The sequence below is a fragment of the Paenibacillus roseus genome (assembly GCF_016424485.1).
In the GTDB taxonomy this organism is placed as follows: Bacteria; Bacillota; Bacilli; order Paenibacillales; family Paenibacillaceae; genus Paenibacillus_D; species Paenibacillus_D roseus.
Genome location: NZ_JAELUP010000103.1, coordinates 603,732 through 623,525, shown reverse-complemented (window position 1 = coordinate 623,525; position 19,794 = coordinate 603,732). Strand labels below are relative to the sequence as shown.

Below are 19,794 nucleotides of genomic sequence, written 5' to 3'. Positions count from 1 at the left end.
TGTATTATTCTTTTGGTGGATCATTCTTGTCCCGGCATCGATGGCAGATACCTTGGAAGTCGAGTCGATGATCAATAACGGTAAATCCAAATTCCTCGTCCAGCCGTTCTTCAAGCGATCCCAGCCAGTCATCCATAATTTCATCCATCGACCCGCACTGGACACAAATCAGATGATGATGGTGATGCTTGCTGGAATCTGTGCGGAGATCGTAACGGGCCACCCCGTCACCAAAATTCAGTTTCTCGACAACATGCATCTCGCTGAGCAGCTCAAGCGTTCTGTAAACGGTCGCCAGGCCAATCTCGGGAGCCTTATCCTTGACAAGCATGAATACGTCTTCCGCACTTAGATGATCTTCTTCATTCTCAAGCAGTACAGACACCGTAGCTTCACGTTGAGGAGTCAACTTATAGCCCTGTGACTGCAGCTGCTGTTTAATTTTATCGATCCGGGCTTCCATGATTTCCCCCCTTACGCCGACACCGCGCCCATTGTCTAATACTTTGCTTTCATTATATGGGGAAAAGAAGAAGAAAGTCAAACCTTTTGGAGGAAAATAGCAACAGGCGCACCCAAGGCAGATCCTTACAAAAATCGCGAGGCCCATCCCATAATCAGCGGGGAGACATAAGCTTCAAACCAAGCGGCGGCCCATAAAACGGCAAGCATACAGACGGCCGTCAGCGTGTGGGCAATCAGCGGACGAGCCAGAGAACCGTTTTTTTGCAGCAGTCTGACCTTCACAAAATGAGCGGCGAACGACAGGCCCGCCACGCTGGCAATTAACAGAGCCGGTACAACCAATACATTTTGCGGAGCTACTGCGATCAACCAGAATAATACGCCGCTCCAGGCATGCTGGCCAATGAGCAGACCCATTGAGAACCCTACCAGAGCGCCCTTGAGAAAATCCAGCACAAGCAGCAGCGGCGTCCCGATGACAGTCAGGCCGAGCAGCCAAATGAGCAGCACCCATTTTGTATGAAACCACGCCCGGTCCCAAAAGGAAGCTGTCTTGTCCGGTCCCAGCCCGGCATTGAGCAGCTTGACAAAATGCTCCACATCCCCGGTCAAATCCTGCTGCTGTTCCAGCGTGAGCGCCCCTGCCATCACGACCCCGAATACAACGCCGACTATAAACAATACCCCAACAAAAATATAAAGCGCGAGCTGATCCTTTACCAGCGGCTGCAGAAAGGGCGATTTCACCCGCTTCTCCCCCTCTTGTCCGAATAGTAAAGTCTATGATCAAGCTGTCTACTCTATGACCTTATCTTGCCGTATGTGCCGCCCCCGCCCGATTGCAGGGCAAGCTTACCTTCTCTGGCTCCGCATATAAGCGAAGCCAGCCGACTCCCCGCCTCATCGGCCAATGCCTCATAGGACGCCTCATGCAAAATATTCATCTCCGTCCCGAACCTGCCGATCAGACGATCCAGCAGCCTGGGGCCAAGGCCTGGCATAAAATCAAGCGGAACCTGATACAGATAGGGCGGTCTGGAGGATGCAACCGGCTGCTCCCTGCCGGCTGCATCGGCGAGTTGCTCGATCCGGTCCATCACGCCGCTTACCAGCTTTCCGCTGCCGCAAACCGGGCAGCTATCCAACACAGTGGACTTGTCAGCCAGCGCTCCGCAGGCTTTGCAGTAAGTTCGGTGATATTTGCCAAGCAGCGGATTGAGACCGTAATTGGCAAGTATGCCCCTGCCTTCAAGTCCCTGAAGTGCGAGCTTCAGCTCCGCAAAAGAAGGCTCCAGCATACTCAGGGCATTATACTCCCGACCAATCTTGCTTAAGGAATGCGCATCGGAATTCGTCAGGAACGGATACTGATCCAGGTCGGGAATCCAGCCTGCCATTGTACTATCGGCGCTAAGGCCAAGTTCCACCGCGTCAATAAGCTCAGGGTCAAGCACATCCTGGATTCGCATGGCTGCACTGCCAAGCAGGCTCTTATGGGGAGTAAAAATATGCGCTGGGATGAACAAGCCTCCCCGCTTCCTTGTTTCCTCCTGCAGATGCCGCCCGGTTACATAAATCCGCTGGGAGCTGAGCTGAACATTTTTCATATATCCGCTCATCCACTCTGTAAATGACTGCATCGCATCGAAGCTTGGCATATAACATAAATAATGGGCTGGACCCGTCATCTCCCGATCACGCACCTCAATTTCCGCCCCGAGCAGCAGAGTTACATCCCGGTAACGGATTCCCCCTGAAGCCAGTTCCGCCATTTCCCCACTGTCCAGCAACGCGGCAATGTCCTGCTGTACCCCTGGGGAATGGGCGTCAATAACACCCAGCAGACTAATCCCTTTGCGGGCAGCCGCTTCGTGGGCAATATTGCGGAAGGTCAAGTCCTTGCTGCCGCTGATTTTGACTGGAAGCCCGCTCCCTGTGCGTCCGATATGCAGATGCAAATCGGCATATATTCTTTGCATGACAGCTATCTGCTGGAGAGCTTTCATCTACAATTCGCCTGTCAGCTTGTACAACCGCCAGGCATAGACAGCCACTATCGTCTTGGCGTCGCTGATTCTTTCCTCTTGGATATATTGCAAGGCCTCTTCCAATGAAATGGTTCTGACTTCAAGAAACTCCTCGTCATCCAGTTGCATCCGTCCCGGCTCCAACTCATCGGCAAAATACAGAAACAGCCTCTCATCCGCAAAACCGGGGGAGGTGTAAAAGCTGCTCACCGGACGCAGCGATTTGGCCTTATAACCGGTCTCCTCTTCCAGCTCACGGAAGGCCGCCTCCATCGGGTCCTCACCGCCGTCCAGCTTTCCAGCCGGGATTTCGACCTGAAGTTTCCCTAGCGGCTTACGGTACTGCTCCACGACAAGCAGCTTGCCGTCCAGCAGCGCCATAACCGCCGCTGCGCCGGGGTGCCGGACAATCTCTCTTGTTGCAGTCTTCCCGTCCGGGAGCTGTACGGTGTCTACTTGCAGCGAGATAACCCGCCCTGTAAAGATCGGCTCCGAATGAATGGTCGGCTCTGTTAAACTTGCCTCTTCGTGCTGCTTGGACTGCTCGGTCATGCTGACACTCTCCTTTATTTTCCATAATAAAATTTAGGCTCCAAACCAAAATTAGTGCTTGACCTCCAGGAGGCGAGGAACGCTGCGGGGCAGAGGATTCTTCCGATCGCTGTTAAAGCCAGATTCCTTTATAGGATAGAGGTTAGCAGGGGGAATCGGGCTTTAATAGGCGACCACGTTCGTTTCTCCACAATTCCTCTGCCCCTTCGCTGCTTTCTCCTGTTTGTCAAGCACTGATTTTAAGGCTGAGTCAAAATGTATAAAGTTTGCTTCATACGGGGATAACTTGTCCTTCTCTTGCATATGTTTCATTATATCAAATTCGAAAGGCGGCGCCTCAACATGATTAAAGTGATGGATAACAAGCAGCTAATGATGTCCGGGAAAGCCTGGGAGATCCGTTATATGCTAAGACAAATGAAAAAAACGGCTAGTGCCCAAAGCACGCTCGGCGATTACCTTAAACATAAAGGCGGCACTCGCTCTTAAACCCTTATTTAAAAAAAGCTGTCAGTCCCTCGAAGGAACATGACAGCTTCTCATTCAACTTATATCATTTTGCGGCATTGGGCAGTTCATTTTCATTGAGCAGCTGCCATAGCCGGTAAAAGGCCGCCTTCGCCGCCCGCAGACGGATTATGCTGCGGTTGCCGCTTAAATTAAGCGTATAGCTTAAGGTAGCCGCACCTTTTGGCGCGATGGCGATATAGACAAGGCCAACAGGCTTGCCCTCGCTTTCAGCCGGACCGGCAACCCCTGTCAGAGCGACGCCGATGTCGCTTTCGGACAAATCCCTCACTCGTTCAGCCATCAGGCAAGCCGTCGACTCGCTGACCGCTCCCGGCGCCTGCGGTCCTTCCAACTGGTTCAGCGGGATACCCAGCAAGCGGTGCTTCATTTCATTCGTATAGGTTACGATGCCGCCATTGAACTCACTGCTGCTTCCAGGTACACTTGTCAGCAGTTCGGCGAACAATCCTCCTGTCAAACTTTCAGCTGCAGCAATTTTTTTCATTGATTTTCTCAGCAGTCTGACGACCGCCTCCTCAATCGGAATATCTTCCTTCGCGTACAAATATTGACCTACTCGCGGCTCAATGAGCGCGATCACCTCATCAATTTTGGAGTAGGCTTCCGCCTCATAATCCGCCTTCGTGGAAATTCGCAGCGCGACTTCTCCCTCCTTGGCATACGGAGCAATGGTAGGGTCGGTCTGGGCATCGATCAAATCAATCAAAGCCGCCTCCAGATTGGATTCTCCAATTCCGGCAAACCGCAGTTGTTTGGAATACAACGGTTTTCCTATCGTCAGAACCGATCGGAGCCATTGTTTCACCGGACCGTCAAACATCGGTTTCATCTCCCGCGGCGGCCCGGGCATCAAAATATAATGGGTACTATCCTCGATCAATGCGTTTCCGACAGCAAGCCCAGTCTCATTATGAAGTGGATCGCTATGCTCCAGCATCAACGCCTGCCGGCGATTACTTTCCACCATATGAACGCCGCGGGAAACAAACAAAGCTTCGATTTTGTCCATAGACGGCTGATGGATGATCAGTTGTCTCCCTAACATGGCGGCAAGTGCATCTTTAGTCAAATCGTCCTGGGTCGGTCCAAGTCCGCCGGTAAACAAAATAATATCCGCTCTGCCTTTGGCAATGCGAATGGCATCCTGGAGCCTGTGCGTGTTGTCGCCCACAACTGTTTGAAAGTAAACATCAATCCCTAGATCGGCAAGCCCTTGGGCTATGTATTGCGCATTTGTATTTACGATTTGTCCGAGCAAAAGCTCAGTGCCTACTGCAATAATTTCAGCTCTCATCGTTACATCCCCTTTGAAATACGTTCTGCGTAAACGTCACTCTCTGGCCGCTTATCGAGACAGAGAGTTCTTTCGACCGCTGTGAAAGTAACAATTCTGTTTCTTGCTGCAAAAACATCATCCCAAATTGGGATGATGTTCATAGGCTTGTTTCTATTCAGCTACTCCGAGATCGGTATCAAATCTTTGTTTTTTACAAAATAATCGATACCCGAGTAAACCGTAATAATTGCCGCTGCCCACGTAACAATCAGATCAAAACGCAAATCGATCAACGCAAATGGGAAATTGTTCAACAGCAGGGCAATGATCATTGTAATTTGCACAGCGGTTTTCCATTTCCCCCATGTGCTTGCGGCAAGCACCTTGCCTTCCAGCAGGGCGATCTGGCGCAGGCCTGTAATCGCGAACTCACGGCTAATAATAATGACGGCAATAACCGCATCCAGTCTACTCATTTCGACGAGCGAAATGAGTACGGCAGCGACAAGCAGCTTGTCGGCAAGCGGGTCAAGCAGCTTCCCGAGGTTGGTCACCGTCTTGTTCTTCCGTGCGATATAGCCGTCAAGCCCGTCCGTGCTTGCTGCGATAATAAAAATCAAGGTAGCAACAATTTGATTATAGGTGATCGAGAAATCCTGAAACGTTATGGGTTCCACATTTAGGTTTACCAAGAGGAAAAACATAATGATCGGGACTAAAAAAATTCTCGCCATCGTTATCCGATTGGCCAGATTCATGCAATTCCCTCCCCGGATAAGTCAAACTCGTAAGCATGGGTAACCCGTACTTTTTGAATCTCGCCAATTTGTGATGAACATTTGGAAATATAGACTTCCCCGTCAATTTCCGGAGCATCGTATTGAGAACGTCCAATATAGACATCGCTGCGTCCGTCATAGCGCTCGACCAGCACTTCAATCTCGCGGCCGACATATTTGCTGCCGTTGTCCTTGGATACCTCGCGCTGAATTTCCATCAGCGTGTTCGCTCTCCATTGCTTGACATCATCCGGAATATGGTTCGGCAGACGCGATGCCGGTGTGTCCTCCTCGTTGGAGTACGTAAATACGCCAAGACGGTCAAACTTGATTTCACGGATGAAATCACACAGCCGCTCGAAATCCTCCTCGGTTTCACCCGGGAAGCCAACGATAATTGAAGTCCTTAACGCGGCTTCAGGAATACGGTCGCGGATTTTGCGGATCAACTCGCGCGCGTCGCGCTGTCTGCCAGGTCTGCGCATCCGTTTCAGAATGGTGTCCTCACTATGCTGCAATGGCATATCGATATATTTGCAAACCTTCGGATTGGCTGCAATAACCTCCAGCAACTCATCGGTAAAGAAGCCCGGATACGCATAATGCAGCCTTACCCATGAAATGCCCGGAATCTCGCTCACCTTATTGAGCAGTTCCGGCAACGCAAAATAATCGTATAAATCGGTGCCGTAGTTGGTCGAGTCCTGCGCGATCAGGCTGACCTCCTTGACTCCTTGCGAGGCCAGATTCTCTACTTCGGCAATAATCGATGCAATTGAGCGGCTGCGGAATTTACCCCGCATAATCGGAATGCTGCAAAACGTACAAGCATTGTCACAGCCCTCGGCGATTTTCACAAAGGCGGTATAACGCGGCGTCGATACCTGCCGCGGCAGCGCCTGCTCGTAGTCGAATACCGGATTGCCGACCTTGACTGGCTTCTTCCCGCGCAGTGCTTCGTCTACAATTTCATTAATATGATGGAAATCGCCTGTCCCGACAATCCCGTCAATCTCCGGCATCTCCTGCATAAGCTGTTCCTTGTATCGCTGTGTAAGGCAGCCGGACACGATCAGCGCCTTCAAACGCGCGGTCTCCTTGAGCTCGGCCATGTCGAGAATCGTATTAACCGATTCCTCCTTCGCCGCGTCAATAAAGCCGCATGTATTCACAATAATAACGGTAGCCTCCTCGGCTTCCTCGACCAGCTCATAGCCGCGGCCATGAATCAGGCCGGACATAATCTCAGAGTCAACCAGGTTTTTCTCGCAGCCTAGCGTGACTACCTTCACTCGTTCTGTCATAAGTATGAATTCCCCCAGATCTCTAACCGTAAAACTATTTAGTCAAGTATAATACAACCTGCTTTCACGTGTCAAAAATATGAAAATCCCTTTTAGCGCCCGGTCAAGCGATAAAAGGGATTGCTCCATTTATCGGAAATTCGTGAATTGAAGCTCAATCGGAAGGTCTGCGCCGCGAAGAAGCTGCATAACGGCCTGCAAATCATCTTTGCTTTTGCCTGTCACACGAAGCTGGTCCCCTTGAATCTGACTTTTGACCTTCATCTTGGAATCGCGAATCAGAATGTTTATTTTTTTGCTGACATCCTGTTCAATCCCTTGTCTGAGCTTAATCCGCTGCCTGACAGTGCCGCCGGAAGCCGACTCGATCTTGCCGTAATCCAGGTTTTTAATCGGCACGCCGCGCTTGATCATTTTGGATTGCAAAATATCGATGACACTGTTTAACTTATAATCATCATCGGAACCCACGACAACATCCTCTTTCTCAAGTTGAATGCTGCTTTTGCTGCCCTTGAAGTCAAAGCGCGTCTCAATTTCCCGCTCCGCCTGAGAAATCGCATTCACCAGTTCCTGCATATCTACCTTCGATACAATATCAAATGAATATTCACTCATTGTTCTCTCTCCCTTTACTGCTGCGTACCTGTCTGACCTGTGGCTTCATTCGTTGCAACATCAATTTGTATTTTGCGGGTTGTGCTCTTCGTCGGCTCAAACTCCAGCACTTGCCCGTTCACTGTGATTTCGACATAATCCGAACGGCCAAGGCTAAAATAGATGCCTCCATTTACATCGAAGCTGTACTCCGCGCCTGAATCGTCAATTCCGGAGCGCAGCACTTTACCACTCTGGCTTCCTTCATTAATTTGGCTCCACGCTCTGTTGTTTACTTTAAAAGTGTACTTGGCTGTGCCAGTAGTATTGATGGTATAGTACTCGGTCTTGCCCTTCTTCTCGACAAAAGTCAGCTTCAGATCGCTGTTGTTTTGCGGAGGCTTGGTTGGCTGATCGGTCTGCCCCGTACCAGATTGGCCTGTAGGGTTCCCCGTATCCGTTGCTCCATTATTTGGCGTGCCCGGTTTGTTATCTGCAGGAGGCTTGCTCTCATTCGTAATATTCGTGTCCTGATCAGCTGTTTTATTGGCATTGTCTTCTGGCGTCCTAAGCACAAAAATATAAAAGATCACCACGATTAAAATAAAGAACAGCCACATCATCAATGTAAAGCCCCATTTATTGAACCGGTCCGCTGTACGCGAAGCCGCCCGACGCGGCATCATTACAGGGTCTGGAGTAGGCTCTATCGTAATTGACGGAACTTCTTTCTTGAACAATTCAAGCATATCCTCGGTGTTCAGCCCGACGGCTTCGGCATAGTTCTTGATAAAGGCGCGAACATAGAAATTGCCGGGCAGCACCTTGTAATTTCCTTCTTCAATCGCTTCGAGATAACGTTTTTGAATTTTCGTCAAATTCTGTATATCATCAAGTGTAAAACCTTTTTGCTCTCTCGACTTTCTAAGCAATGCTCCCAGTTCCGACATCTTTTCACCTCCAATCAAAAATCATAGCTGGTAAATGTCTCATACGTAATTTCTTCTTCAGGGTTGTTGCGAAGCTCGATAATACAATCAAAATGACTATAGTCAAAATGAGATTCCTGTATGAAAATATCGGGATGTTCAATGACCTTCGTAGAAGGCATGGACATAATTTGCTGAAGCAGCATATGGTGCTTTTCATTGGAACGTATCGTACTGACAATTCCGTCAATAATGAAAATATTATTCGCATTCATTTCTTCATCCGAGAGCTGGCTGCGAACCGTTTGACGTAGCAGCGTGGAGGAAACAAATGTCCACCTTTTATTCGAGCAGACGCTTCCGGCAATAATCGATTCGGTCTTCCCGACACGAGGCATTCCTCTCAGTCCGATAACCTGATTGCCATCCCTTTTGAATAATTCACCCAAAAAGTCTACAAGTAAACCAAGCTCATCTCGGGTAAAGCGAAACGTTTTAAGATCATCCGAAGCGCGTTCAATATAACGGCCATGCCGAACAGCCAAAATATCAACCAGTTTTGACGGGCGAAGCGCATTAACGGTTATGTTATGGACTTTTTTAAGCATTTTGCCTAACAACTCGATTTTCTCATCATCATTGGTTTGCAGCAGCATTCCGCGAGTTCTGTCTTCTACCCCATTAATGGTAATAATGTTAACCTCAAGCATACCAAGCAGGGAAGCAATATCACCCAGCAATCCGGGACGGTTATTATGTATTTTGTACTCCATATACCATTGTTTTTGTTCCATATGTATTATACCTCGAAGAAGGAGATTGGAAATCATTAAATTATGGCAGCAAACATTGCGTTCTAATATAAATAATTCTACAAATTTCGCCAGTCTCCTGCATCCAATGTTTAAAAACATTACAGAAAGCCTCCATAATGGAGGCTCCCTGTAATGAACGCTTACTTCTGTACAAGCTTTACCATGAGTCTGGCAATTGTTTTGCGTTCTTCTTCGTCACCGACATCCCAAATTTCCTTGAGCGCACGCTGCTCGTCGTTTTTCGGATCAACCCGCTCTTCGAGGAAACTTCCAATCTCGTAAGCAAGCTTCGAGATCGTATCTTCGCTCAAACCGATTTTTTGGGCCTGTTCTATCCGCTCAGCTAGAAATTGCTTCCACGTATCAAAATTAGTCAGTACAGTTGACATGCCATGTCGCCTCCTTTGGAATTTGAAACAAGGGAATGATCAACCATACTTATTGTTAGCGTGGGAAGGGGTTGTTATGCAAAGAGAACGTCAAGGTAAAAATGTCAGGTAACCCAGCCTCCGTTCGGGCTAATAATTTGTCCGGTAATATAGCCGGATTCAGGAAGCGACAAAAAATAAACAAGGGAAGCGACTTCATCCGGCTTGCCGAAGCGACCGATCGGTATTTCTTCTGCAAGCGCCGCTTTTTCATGCTCATTCAAGTTGTTGTTCATTTCAGTATCAACAGCGCCCGGAGCGACCGCATTGACGGTAATTCCCGAAGGGGCAAGCTCCTTGGCCAATGCTTTCGTGAAGGCATTCATTCCGCCTTTCGTTGTCGAATACAGAACCTCGCAGGATGCGCCCGACATGCCCCATACCGAGGAAACATTGATGATTCGCCCGTATTTGCGTGAGATCATGGATGGCATAAATAATTGGCAGCAAAGGAACATGCCCTTCAAATTTATCGCCATTACATGATCCCATTCTTCATCCGTTACATCCGAAAGCATTCCATAATGCGCAATTCCTGCATTATTAACGAGAATGTCCGGCATCATATCATGAATTTCCAGTTTTTCTCTCATCCGTTCCAATTGCTCGCGCGAACGCAAATCTGCGCTAATCGTCATCACATTGGCGCCAACTGCCATACATTGACGAGCTGTTTCATTTGCTTCTTCATGGGATTGCAAATAATGGAGTACCAAGTTCATGCCTTCAGAGGCGAATCGCTTGGCAATTGAAGCTCCAATTCCCCGGCTCGAGCCGGTTATAAGTACGGTCATTTTGTTAAAAGGCTTCATTCCTGCTCCTTGCTTACAATGGATACCGCCGCCTGCTCCCAGTCAAAATGCTGGCGCAATCTGGCATTTATTTCTTCAAGCGTCACCGTTTCATAAATTTCCAGCAATTCAAACAAGTCTCCGCCGCGGAACTTATGACGTGTAAATTCATTGGCAATGGATTCCGGAGAATTCAGCATTCTTAAATATCCGCCAATGCGCTTCCTTCTTGTCCGCTCAAATGCGTCGGATTCAATTCCTTGCTGCAGCAGGTCATTAACAGCCTTTTGAATACGGCCAAGCAACTCATCAGGACTACGGGTCTCGCCCCCAATAATGGAGAACGCATATCCCGAACCCGAATTGAATTCATAGCCAAAGGAGTCAGAAATAAGCTGGTCATCATAGAGCGACTGGTATAGTACAGAGCTTGGTCCGAATATCGCATCGAGCATAAGCTTTGTTACAATATCGCGCCGCTGCAGCTCATCAGGTTTTTCCGATAATTCTTTATCCTTGATCCCAATCAGGCATTTGGGCAAAGATACGGGCAGCGAAATTTGTTTTTTTCTTAATTTCACACTTGTTGGCTCGGCCTCGAAAAAACGATTGATTTCCCCCAACTGTTCGAAGCTTTTCCGCTGCTGATTTTCCCGGACCAATCCCATAATCTGCTCTGGATCAATACCACCGACAACAAACAAAATCATATTGCTCGGATGGTAAAAAGTGTTATAGCATGCATAAAGGCTTTCCTTGTCGATCTGCATAATGGAATCAACGGAGCCGGCAATATCAATATGAACCGGGTGCTTATGATAAAGCGCATCAATAAGCCCAGTGTAAACCTGCCAATCCGGATTATCCTTGTACATATTGATTTCCTGCTCGATTATTCCCTTTTCCTTATTGACATTTTCGTCTGTGAAATAAGGATGCTGCACAAAATCAAGCAAGGTTTGCAAATTTTCAGGAACTTTCTCTGTAGCCGAAAACAAATAAACGGTCCGGTCAAAGCTGGTAAATGCGTTGGCAGAGGCTCCCTGAGAGGCAAACGTAGCAAATATATCGCCAGTAGGCTCCTCGAACATTTTATGCTCCAAAAAATGAGCTATGCCATCCAGCACTTGATTGACAGGTCCGTCGCCAACCGAGAAACGATTGTCAATTGAGCCGAAGCGGGTGGAGAACGTCGCGTATGTCTTCTGAAATTCTTCCTTTGGCAAAATATAAACCTGTAATCCACTCGGCATGACCTCATAATGCAACGTTTCCTTAATATGGGGATAGTAAAGCTGCTGCATATTTATTATGCCTCCTTCCGGTCGCTCAAGAAATAGATGGTGTCCAGCTCTACTTTTTGAGCGGCTTGCACCACATCCTGCGGCGTTACAGCTTGAATGTCGCTCATTAATTCGGCATTGGAGCGAACTCGTCCTGTGAGAATTGAATTAAAATCATAAGCAATCATCTCAAAGGCTGAATCCTGCAATTCCCGAAGATGGTTCAAAATCATCGCTTTGGTCTGATTTATTTCAAGCTCAGACAATTCTCCTGCCCGCATACTGTCAAGCTGCTTGCGGATAATTTCCGCAGCGCGTTCGAAATTTTTAATTTCGATCCCGGACTGAATGGTGCACAAACCTTTGATGCCGTCCAGTCTGGACGCTGCATAGTAGGCAAGCGACGCCTTTTCCCGTACGTTCATAAACAGCTTGGAATGGGGGTAGCCGCCAAGAATGCCGTTATACATCAACATGCTTGCATAATCGTCATCCGCGTAGCCTGTATTTGTCCGCAATCCCATATTGAGCTTGCCTTGATTGACATCCATCTTTTCGATTACAGTTTTGACATCGGATACATGGCGGCCACCGGATGGCTTAGCATACGTGCCAGGCTTGCCTTCGCCGGTCTGGAATGCCTTCGCCGCAATCGCTTGTACTTCTTCAAGACTCGTATCGCCAACAACATACAAATCAAAGCAAGCATTGCTTAGCCATTGCCGATAGGATTGATAAAGCGATCTCTCATCAATCGCTGCCAAATCGGAAATTTGTCCGAGCGCATGAAAACGAAAGGGGTCTCCGGCGTACATTTCTTCAACACAACGTTCAGCCGCATAACGAATTTTATCATTAATAATCGCTTCCAGACGCTGCTTGAGCGTCGTCTTCTCGGCAGCAACATATTTGGCTCGAAGCGCGTCCTCGTTCTCTTGCGCCGGAGAGGTCAATACTTCCCCAAGCAGTTGCAAAGCAGCTTCCAGCAAGGACGCCGATGAGGAAACAAACTGGTCGTGGATGACATCCAGACGAAACTGCACAATCTGGGAATCGCCCCGTTTATAAATATCAAAACCAAAGCCGGCCCCATACATGTTGTCCAAACGCTCGCGAAAAGCAATGGTTTCCGGAGTTGCATAGGTCCCTCTTCTTAATACAAAAGGAGTCAGAGCTGTAGCAGTAACGGTATCTTCAGCCAAGGGCACGCCTGCATATAGCGATATTGCAAACGTCTTGAACCGTTTCGTAGGCAGAACATGCAGCCTGACCCGATCAAACAAGCTTCTTTCAAAAGGCGTTACTGTCACTTGTGCATAGCCCCTTCCATCCTTAAATTACGTAGTCAATTTATTCCAACTTGACGATTTCTATACCATTTTAACCCACTCGAAATGCAAGAAGCAACCCGCATTCCGGGATGGGCGCGGGTCACTTCTTCATAGGTGCATATTAGATACAGAAAATATGTTTGCCGATGGTTTTGACTTGCTGTCGAGTCCAAATCCATTTGGAAGTCGCGGTCACCGGATTGAAGTAATAGAGGCAACCGTCGCTTGGGTCCCAACCGTTAATCGCATCCTGAACGGCCTGACGGGCACGCTCATTCGGCTCCAGCCAAATCTGGCCATCAGCTACAGCCGTGAAGGCTCCCGGTTGAAAAATAACACCGGAGGCTGAATTCGGAAAGCTAGGGGATTTGACCCGATTCAAAATCACCGCGGCCACCGCTACTTGTCCTTCATAAGGCTCGCCGCGCGCTTCACCATATACAGCATTTGCCATAATTTTTAAATCATTGGCAGACAGACCCAAGCGATTGGATTGCGCCAGATTGGATGTACCGCCTTGATTGCCGGAGGTGCCGGAGGATGTGTTACCCCCTGTATTCTCATTGCCGGGCTTCCAGCTTTTTGTCGCTTCCCAAAGCTTCAGCTTTGTCTTGGCGCCTACGACTCCATCTGATTTCAATCCGAATTTCCATTGAAACCAAGTGACGGCGTTCTTAGTCTTCGAACCAAACTGACCGTCTATCTTGCCGTCGTAATACCCTAAAAATTTCAAACGCCCCTGAAGCTCATTTACATCCTGACCTGTAGCGCCAACCGTCAGGGTCGCATTGCTGAACGTTTCAGTTGTCGTCTGATCCCCTGCCTGCTTCAACGCAAAAGCTCCAAAGAGCATGCATACGATGACGGCAGTCATTATAACCAATCGTTTCTTCATGCGTTCCAATCAGCCCTTCTCATCCTTTAGTCATTCGCAAGGAATGCGAATGCCGCTACAGGTAGTATGAGAAAGTGCCAATCCTTCTATGCATATCTTTTCCCCTATTGGAGGAAGGCGTTAGCGCTGGGAGGAACACCTTTAGGCCAGCAACGAGACGCTAACGGCTACGATGTGATTTTGCTGGCTTGGTACTGCTCCAGCGTAGTCAATACCTCGCGAGGCTTGCTGCCCTCATAAGGACCAACAATGTTGCGGGCCTCCATCTGGTCAACGAGCCTTGCCGCACGCGTGTAGCCTACGCGCATTCTCCGCTGAAGCAGTGAAACGGAAGCTTGCTTGGACTCCAGGACAATTTGAACAGCCTGCTCAAACAGTTCGTCCAGGTCATGGTTATCGGCTTCTGCCGTTTCCTCAATTTCCGGCACCAAATCTTCCTTATACTCCGCTTCCGCCTGACCTCTGACATGATTGACAATGAACTCGACCTCTTGATCGGACAGGAACGCGCCCTGAACGCGAATCGGCTTGGACATGCCGACCGGAAGGAACAGCATATCTCCGCGGCCAAGCAGCTTCTCGGCCCCGACCATATCCAGTATCGTACGGGAGTCTACCTGAGAGGAGACGCCAAAAGCAATCCTTGACGGAATATTAGCCTTGATTACACCTGTAATAACGTCAACTGAAGGGCGCTGAGTCGCGATAATCAGATGGATACCGGCGGCGCGGGCCATTTGTGCCAGCCGGGTAATCGCATCCTCTACATCACCCGCCGCGACCATCATCAAATCCGCAAGCTCATCAACAATAACGACAATATAAGGCAGAATAGCTGCCGGATTATCCTTCATCAGCGTGTTATAGCCTTCAATATTTCGTGTCCCGGATTTGGAAAACAGCTCATAACGCTTTTCCATCTCCACTACAATTTTCTTGAGTGCAAGAGAGGCGCGGCGCGGGTCCGTAACAACAGGTGCGAGCAAATGCGGAATGCCGTTATATACATTCAGCTCAACCATTTTTGGGTCAATCATTAAAAACCGCACCTCATCCGGCTTCGCCTTGTAGAGAATGCTTGTAATAATTCCGTTAATACAAACCGATTTCCCCGAACCGGTTGCACCCGCAACAAGCAAATGCGGCATCTTGGCCAAGTTCCCGACAATAGGCTGCCCAGAAATATCACGTCCAAAGGCAATCGACAATTTGGAAGGTGCATGCTGGAAGGCTGTCGTTTCCATAACCTCGCGCATCGTAACCACCGATACTTCCATGTTCGGCACTTCGATTCCAATCGCCGACTTGCCGGGAATCGGCGCTTCCATCCGGATATCCTTTGCGGCAAGCGCAAGCGCAATATCATCGGTAAGGGCAACGATTCGGCTAACCTTTACCCCTACGCCAGGCTGAACCTCGTAACGGGTTACCGCCGGCCCTCTTACAACATCCAGCACCTTCGCTTCAACGTTAAAGCTTTTGAGCGTCTCGGTCAGGACATTGCGTAGATTGGCATCTGACAGCCCCTCCGGTCCACGGTTCTTCGGCTTGGACAGAAGCGCCAGACTTGGCAGCACATAAGGTTTAATGACCTCAGTAGGCGGAGTTGCAGCCGTATGGCCATCCTGATTTGCAGCTTCCGCAGCGCGCCCCGTTTCCTCCGTTCCTTCTTCCAGGCCGTCTTGAACACCTGAATCCACACCCATATCATGTTGGTCTGCCAGAGAATCAAGCACATTCGGCAGTTCCTCATCAAATGCAGGCTCCGCAAGCGATTCCGGCCAGGAATCTACTTTATGCGGCTCTCCATCTGTCGACAACCCGGACTCAGGAGGCCATGCATCAACAGCGGCAGCGGCGTCAGAAACCTCGTACGGCGCTTGCGAGACAGACCAGCCCTTTACGGGCTCCAGCGGAGAAAGCGGCTGCTCGATCTCCTGATTTGGCAAATTCGGTTCATGATTTACTGGAGGACCTTCACCCTTGTTTCTTCCCCAGCTAAACAAATTAAGCAGTTTCTTTTCCCTCTTGTCCGCCGATGCTGAGGGAAGGTCTTCTATGTAGTCCGGCTCGCCATCCTCAAAGTAATCCTCGTCATCATCGCCTTCTATAACAGGAGCCGGGGCTGCTTTCGCAGGCTTAGGCTTTTGCTGCTTGACCTTCTGGGCAAGCATTTTGGCGCGCGCCTGCATAGCCGCTTTCCATTTTTGTTTGAGAAGCACATACAGCCTTCGGCCTCGCTTAACAATAATCCTGATAAACTCGACATACGATTTGCCTGTTATAAGCATGATGGATATGGCAAACATAACAATCAAAATAAACTGTGAGACCGTCAAACCAAACAGCATATGGAGCAATGATAATTGAATCGCACCGAGGTAGCCGCCGCTAATCGCTTTTGAAAACATTGGCGTATCCTGGGTACCCATTACGTCCAGCTCACTGCGAATGTTCGAACCAAGCACAGACAGAATCGAAGCCGAATCCGCGGAAGGCATCCCGGCCAGCTTCAGTTTGATTTCATTAATGGCACTCAACAGCGTCAACGCCATAATAAGAAGCAAAATACCGCTCTTGCGTCTGGACCAGCCTGACGGCCATTCCCGCTTTACCATAACCGCCAGACCGACACAAATAAAGATAAGCGGCAACACAAAATAAAACTTTCCTAATATTAATGCAAACAGTTTGGAAAGTGCGCGTCCTACTGTCGCTTCTCCTGATAGCGCAATCACAGATATCGTAATGATAAGTATCCCGTAGACTTCATATTTCAAGCTTGTGCCTACCGATTTTTTCTTGCGTTTTCGTTTTGCCACATCAGTCACCTCTTGGTAAAACATTATACCATAGGTGGACAAATGTTCCTACGTGTTTGGGGAATGGATATTCGCATATATAATTGTTCGACCGGGGCTGAGCTCCGGACGTAAATAATCGTCGAGAGATCCGTTGACAATGCGGATAATTTTACCGATACCGTGGCCGATCGGCTCTATCTGCATCATGACGCCGTCCATCTGTATTTCAATCCAAGGCTCGCGTTCCTGATCATACCCTGACAGCACCAGTTCGAGCGGCATGCTTGTATATAGAGTCATTGGATTGTCCCTCCGGGAATTTCCGCTTTACGGCGCTCAATTGCCGTGTTTAGCTCCCTGATTGCCTCTCCGACACCGCCTACAGCATCAATCAAGCCATGGCGGACCGCATCCGCGCCGATGACGGTAGTACCGATATCCCGAGTCAATTCGCCTGTCTTGAACATCAGCTCCTTGAATTTCTGATCGGTTACATTCGAATGGGCGGTTACGAATCGAACAACCCGCTCTTGCATTTTGTCCAAGTATTCGAAGGTTTGCGGGACACCAATGACAAGCCCGTTCATACGAATGGGGTGGATGGTCATCGTCGCCGTTTCCGCTATGAAGGATTTGTTGCCGGCTACCGCAATAGGCACGCCAATGGAGTGGCCTCCGCCAAGGACAAGCGTTACTGTCGGCTTCGACAACGATGAAATCATCTCCGCGATAGCAAGCCCAGCCTCGACATCTCCGCCTACCGTATTGAGTACAATCAGAATGCCTTCAATTTTGGCACTTTGTTCGGCTGCAACCAGTTGAGGAATAAGATGCTCATATTTAGTCGTCTTGTTTTGCGGCGGCAGGACCAGATGCCCCTCGATTTGTCCGATAATGGTCATGCAGAAAATATTGGATTCCGCAGTTGGCGCAGGCAGAGCGCCGAATTGCTGAATGGACTCATTAACAGCTATTTTCTTCCGTTCATCCTGTACCTCCGGCTCCTCCTGCTTCTGAATCAGATTGTCATGAAACATGATTTAACCCTCCCTTGGCATAAGCTTGTCATAGTATGGGTTACCTAGCTGCTTTTATACAGTCAAAGCCCATGCCGGGCGCAGAAGCAAAAAGCCTCCGGTTCTCGGCAGAGAACTGAAGGCTTTAAAGTTCATTAAACTTCCATAATAATTGGCAGAATCATTGGACGACGGCGAGTTTGCTCATAAAGGAAGCGTCCGAGCGCATCTTTTACATTGGTCTTCAGCGACGCCCACTCATTCACTTTATCATTCATCAACTTGTGGAGCGTCGAAGTAACAATACGATTCGCTTCCTCCAGCAAGCCTTCCGATTCTCTAACGTATACGAAACCGCGTGAGATAATATCCGGGCCGGACAGAATTGTTCCATCCTGTTTGCTCAAGGTGACCACAACAACCAAAATACCGTCTTGGGACAACAGCTTACGGTCGCGCAGTACAATATTGCCTACGTCCCCTACGCCAAGTCCATCAATTAGCACATTACCGGCTGCCACTTTGTTTCCTTTGCGGGCAGTTCCGCCCTGGAACTCAACGGTATCTCCGTTGTCGAGCAGGAAGATATTTTCCTTCTCTACGCCGACAGACTCACCAAGCAGCGCGTGGTGACGAAGCATCCGGTACTCACCATGGATCGGGATGAAATACTTCGGCTTAATCAGATTAAGCATCAGCTTGAGCTCTTCCTGGCTGCCGTGACCGGAAACGTGAACACCCGATACAGAACCTGGACCGTAGATCACGTTGGCGCCTAGACGGAACAGTTCATCGACTGTGCGTCCTACATATTTTTCATTTCCGGGTATTGGTGTCGCGGCAATGATCACCGTATCCCCTGGCAAAATATCAACCTTGCGGTGAGTGGATCTGGCCATGCGCGTCAGCGCTGACATAGGCTCACCTTGACTCCCGGTTGACAGAACGACAACACGGTCTGCAGCCATCTTATTCACTTCATCCGGCTCGATGATCATTCCCTCAGGAATTTCAAGGTAACCGAGATCTGAAGCAATGCTGACGACGTTCACCATACTCCGTCCAATAACTGCAATTTTCCGTTTTGTCGCCATCGCGGCATTGATGACTTGTTGAATACGATGCACATTGGAAGCAAAAGTAGCAACAACGATGCGCTGGGAAGCTTTGCGGAAAATATCCTCAAAGTTCGCTCCAATCATGCTCTCCGATGGCGTAAAACCCGGACGCTCTGCATTTGTGCTGTCAGACAGCAATGCCAGTACGCCTTGGGAGCCAATTTCAGCGATACGCTGCAGGTCGGCATACTGATCGTTCACAGGAGTGTGGTCAAATTTAAAGTCTCCCGTATGCACAACCCGGCCTTCCGGCGTATCCAGGCAGACTCCTACAGAGTCCGGAATACTGTGATTGGTCTTGAAAAAGCTTGCTTTGATCGAGCCAAGCTGGACCTCAGAATCGGCGTTGATCAGAATCCGCTTCGTCTCGCCCAACAAGCCTGCTTCCTTCAGCTTGCCTTCAATCAGTCCAAGTGTTAGTTTCGTACTGTACACAGGGACATTCAGATGCTTGAGGACATACGGAAGAGCACCAATGTGGTCTTCATGCCCGTGGGTAACGAGAATGCCTCTCACTTTATCCCTGTTCTCCGTGAGATAGCTGATGTCCGGGATGACAATATCAATGCCGAGCATGTCCTCTTCCGGGAACTTCAAGCCCGCATCTACAACAACAATGTCATTTCCGTGCTGGACAACGTACATATTCTTACCAATTTCACCGACGCCGCCCAGTGCAAAAATAATTAATTTATCCTGGTTGTTCTTCTTTGACAAGTGTATCTATACCTCCTAAAGTTGTTCAACGTCGATCCAAACGTTTATTCAATTTTCAATATTTTTTATTTGCCGCACTCAGTCACTTGAAATCATTATACATGATAAAATTGTCAAAACACAAGTCAAGTCATTC

General features: G+C 48.8%; 20 protein-coding genes. 1 reads left to right on the top strand and 19 read right to left on the bottom strand.

Annotation, left to right across the window (positions count from 1 at the left end; all coding sequences use genetic code 11):
- Nucleotides 1-4: 4 nt before the first annotated feature.
- The 4 genes from fur to JFN88_RS19785 all read right to left on the bottom strand — a co-directional run bounded on the left by fur (nt 5) and on the right by JFN88_RS19785 (nt 3,044).
- Entirely contained in the window at nt 5-463 is a 459-nt protein-coding gene (gene fur / locus JFN88_RS19800; RefSeq protein WP_199020997.1) for a ferric iron uptake transcriptional regulator, read from the bottom strand.
- A gap of 125 nt (nt 464-588) precedes the next feature.
- Nucleotides 589-1,212 (bottom strand): stage II sporulation protein M, encoded by a 624-nt coding sequence (spoIIM, locus tag JFN88_RS19795; RefSeq protein ID WP_199020996.1) that lies wholly within the window; start codon nt 1,210-1,212, stop codon nt 589-591.
- A gap of 53 nt (nt 1,213-1,265) precedes the next feature.
- Nucleotides 1,266-2,444, bottom strand: coding sequence for an endonuclease Q family protein (locus JFN88_RS19790; protein WP_233168065.1), 1,179 nt, complete (start codon nt 2,442-2,444; stop codon nt 1,266-1,268).
- A 27-nt stretch (nt 2,445-2,471) separates the two neighbouring features.
- Nucleotides 2,472-3,044 carry an NUDIX domain-containing protein gene (locus tag JFN88_RS19785; protein WP_199020994.1) on the bottom strand — a complete coding sequence of 191 codons (573 nt, stop codon included), beginning with the start codon at nt 3,042-3,044 and terminating at the stop codon, nt 2,472-2,474.
- A gap of 342 nt (nt 3,045-3,386) precedes the next feature.
- On the opposite strand from JFN88_RS19785, the gene mciZ reads away from it, so the two are divergent.
- Entirely contained in the window at nt 3,387-3,533 is a 147-nt protein-coding gene (mciZ, locus tag JFN88_RS19780) for a Z-ring formation inhibitor MciZ (protein ID WP_199020993.1), read from the top strand.
- Between the two features lie 64 nt (nt 3,534-3,597).
- Here mciZ and JFN88_RS19775 read toward each other — a convergent pair whose 3' ends face one another.
- The 15 genes from JFN88_RS19775 to JFN88_RS19705 form a co-directional block, all read right to left on the bottom strand.
- Complete coding sequence (locus JFN88_RS19775; RefSeq protein WP_199020992.1) at nt 3,598-4,869, bottom strand: competence/damage-inducible protein A; 1,272 nt, start codon at nt 4,867-4,869, stop codon at nt 3,598-3,600.
- A gap of 161 nt (nt 4,870-5,030) precedes the next feature.
- Nucleotides 5,031-5,609 (bottom strand): CDP-diacylglycerol--glycerol-3-phosphate 3-phosphatidyltransferase, encoded by a 579-nt coding sequence (gene pgsA / locus JFN88_RS19770; protein WP_199020991.1) that lies wholly within the window; start codon nt 5,607-5,609, stop codon nt 5,031-5,033.
- A complete protein-coding gene (rimO, locus tag JFN88_RS19765; RefSeq protein WP_199020990.1) occupies nt 5,606-6,934 on the bottom strand; it encodes a 30S ribosomal protein S12 methylthiotransferase RimO in 1,329 nt (442 codons plus the stop codon). The genes pgsA and rimO overlap by 4 nt, the downstream gene beginning before the upstream one ends.
- A 129-nt stretch (nt 6,935-7,063) precedes the next feature.
- Nucleotides 7,064-7,552, bottom strand: a complete 489-nt coding sequence (locus tag JFN88_RS19760) for a YajQ family cyclic di-GMP-binding protein (protein ID WP_199020989.1) — start codon at nt 7,550-7,552, stop codon at nt 7,064-7,066.
- Between the two features lie 14 nt (nt 7,553-7,566).
- Nucleotides 7,567-8,481, bottom strand: coding sequence for a RodZ domain-containing protein (locus JFN88_RS19755; RefSeq protein ID WP_199020988.1), 915 nt, complete (start codon nt 8,479-8,481; stop codon nt 7,567-7,569).
- A gap of 14 nt (nt 8,482-8,495) precedes the next feature.
- Nucleotides 8,496-9,254, bottom strand: coding sequence for a YmfK family protein (locus JFN88_RS19750; protein WP_199020987.1), 759 nt, complete (start codon nt 9,252-9,254; stop codon nt 8,496-8,498).
- 161 nt (nt 9,255-9,415) lie between these two features.
- Nucleotides 9,416-9,664, bottom strand: coding sequence for a DUF3243 domain-containing protein (locus JFN88_RS19745; RefSeq protein ID WP_199020986.1), 249 nt, complete (start codon nt 9,662-9,664; stop codon nt 9,416-9,418).
- Between the two features lie 104 nt (nt 9,665-9,768).
- The gene (ymfI, locus tag JFN88_RS19740; protein ID WP_199020985.1) at nt 9,769-10,515 is read right to left on the bottom strand and encodes an elongation factor P 5-aminopentanone reductase; all 747 of its coding nucleotides are present in this window, start codon (nt 10,513-10,515) and stop codon (nt 9,769-9,771) included.
- Nucleotides 10,512-11,798, bottom strand: coding sequence for an EF-P 5-aminopentanol modification-associated protein YfmH (yfmH, locus tag JFN88_RS19735; protein ID WP_199020984.1), 1,287 nt, complete (start codon nt 11,796-11,798; stop codon nt 10,512-10,514). The genes ymfI and yfmH overlap by 4 nt, the downstream gene beginning before the upstream one ends.
- Before the next feature lie 5 nt (nt 11,799-11,803).
- Nucleotides 11,804-13,087, bottom strand: a complete 1,284-nt coding sequence (gene yfmF / locus JFN88_RS19730; RefSeq protein ID WP_199020983.1) for an EF-P 5-aminopentanol modification-associated protein YfmF — start codon at nt 13,085-13,087, stop codon at nt 11,804-11,806.
- Nucleotides 13,088-13,229: 142 nt separating this feature from the next.
- On the bottom strand, nt 13,230-14,003 hold the full coding sequence (sleB, locus tag JFN88_RS19725; RefSeq protein ID WP_199021331.1) for a spore cortex-lytic enzyme: 774 nt from the start codon (nt 14,001-14,003) through the stop codon (nt 13,230-13,232).
- A 167-nt stretch (nt 14,004-14,170) separates the two neighbouring features.
- Nucleotides 14,171-16,849, bottom strand: a complete 2,679-nt coding sequence (locus JFN88_RS19720; protein WP_199021330.1) for an FtsK/SpoIIIE family DNA translocase — start codon at nt 16,847-16,849, stop codon at nt 14,171-14,173.
- A gap of 24 nt (nt 16,850-16,873) precedes the next feature.
- A complete protein-coding gene (locus JFN88_RS19715; protein WP_199020981.1) occupies nt 16,874-17,107 on the bottom strand; it encodes a YlzJ-like family protein in 234 nt (77 codons plus the stop codon).
- On the bottom strand, nt 17,104-17,844 hold the full coding sequence (locus tag JFN88_RS19710) for a ClpP family protease (RefSeq protein ID WP_199020979.1): 741 nt from the start codon (nt 17,842-17,844) through the stop codon (nt 17,104-17,106). Before JFN88_RS19710 ends, JFN88_RS19715 begins: the two co-directional genes overlap by 4 nt.
- A gap of 134 nt (nt 17,845-17,978) precedes the next feature.
- A complete protein-coding gene (locus JFN88_RS19705) occupies nt 17,979-19,658 on the bottom strand; it encodes a ribonuclease J (RefSeq protein WP_199020978.1) in 1,680 nt (559 codons plus the stop codon).
- Nucleotides 19,659-19,794 lie beyond the last annotated feature (136 nt).

Bases quoted from the DNA above. Each gene is read 5' to 3' on its own strand.
- JFN88_RS19790 (WP_233168065.1), bottom strand. From the start codon at position 2,444: ATGCAAAGAATATATGCCGATTTGCATCTGCATATCGGACGCACAGGG.
- fur (WP_199020997.1), bottom strand. From the start codon at position 463: ATGGAAGCCCGGATCGATAAAATTAAACAGCAGCTGCAGTCACAGGGC.
- JFN88_RS19710 (WP_199020979.1), bottom strand. From the start codon at position 17,844: ATGTTTCATGACAATCTGATTCAGAAGCAGGAGGAGCCGGAGGTACAG.
- JFN88_RS19720 (WP_199021330.1), bottom strand. From the start codon at position 16,849: ATGTTTTACCAAGAGGTGACTGATGTGGCAAAACGAAAACGCAAGAAA.
- pgsA (WP_199020991.1), bottom strand. From the start codon at position 5,609: ATGAATCTGGCCAATCGGATAACGATGGCGAGAATTTTTTTAGTCCCG.
- rimO (WP_199020990.1), bottom strand. From the start codon at position 6,934: ATGACAGAACGAGTGAAGGTAGTCACGCTAGGCTGCGAGAAAAACCTG.
- mciZ (WP_199020993.1), top strand. From the start codon at position 3,387: ATGATTAAAGTGATGGATAACAAGCAGCTAATGATGTCCGGGAAAGCC.
- JFN88_RS19745 (WP_199020986.1), bottom strand. From the start codon at position 9,664: ATGTCAACTGTACTGACTAATTTTGATACGTGGAAGCAATTTCTAGCT.
- JFN88_RS19755 (WP_199020988.1), bottom strand. From the start codon at position 8,481: ATGTCGGAACTGGGAGCATTGCTTAGAAAGTCGAGAGAGCAAAAAGGT.
- ymfI (WP_199020985.1), bottom strand. From the start codon at position 10,515: ATGAAGCCTTTTAACAAAATGACCGTACTTATAACCGGCTCGAGCCGG.
- sleB (WP_199021331.1), bottom strand. From the start codon at position 14,003: ATGAAGAAACGATTGGTTATAATGACTGCCGTCATCGTATGCATGCTC.
- JFN88_RS19775 (WP_199020992.1), bottom strand. From the start codon at position 4,869: ATGAGAGCTGAAATTATTGCAGTAGGCACTGAGCTTTTGCTCGGACAA.
- yfmH (WP_199020984.1), bottom strand. From the start codon at position 11,798: ATGCAGCAGCTTTACTATCCCCATATTAAGGAAACGTTGCATTATGAG.
- JFN88_RS19715 (WP_199020981.1), bottom strand. From the start codon at position 17,107: ATGACTCTATATACAAGCATGCCGCTCGAACTGGTGCTGTCAGGGTAT.
- JFN88_RS19750 (WP_199020987.1), bottom strand. From the start codon at position 9,254: ATGGAACAAAAACAATGGTATATGGAGTACAAAATACATAATAACCGT.
- JFN88_RS19785 (WP_199020994.1), bottom strand. From the start codon at position 3,044: ATGACCGAGCAGTCCAAGCAGCACGAAGAGGCAAGTTTAACAGAGCCG.
- JFN88_RS19760 (WP_199020989.1), bottom strand. From the start codon at position 7,552: ATGAGTGAATATTCATTTGATATTGTATCGAAGGTAGATATGCAGGAA.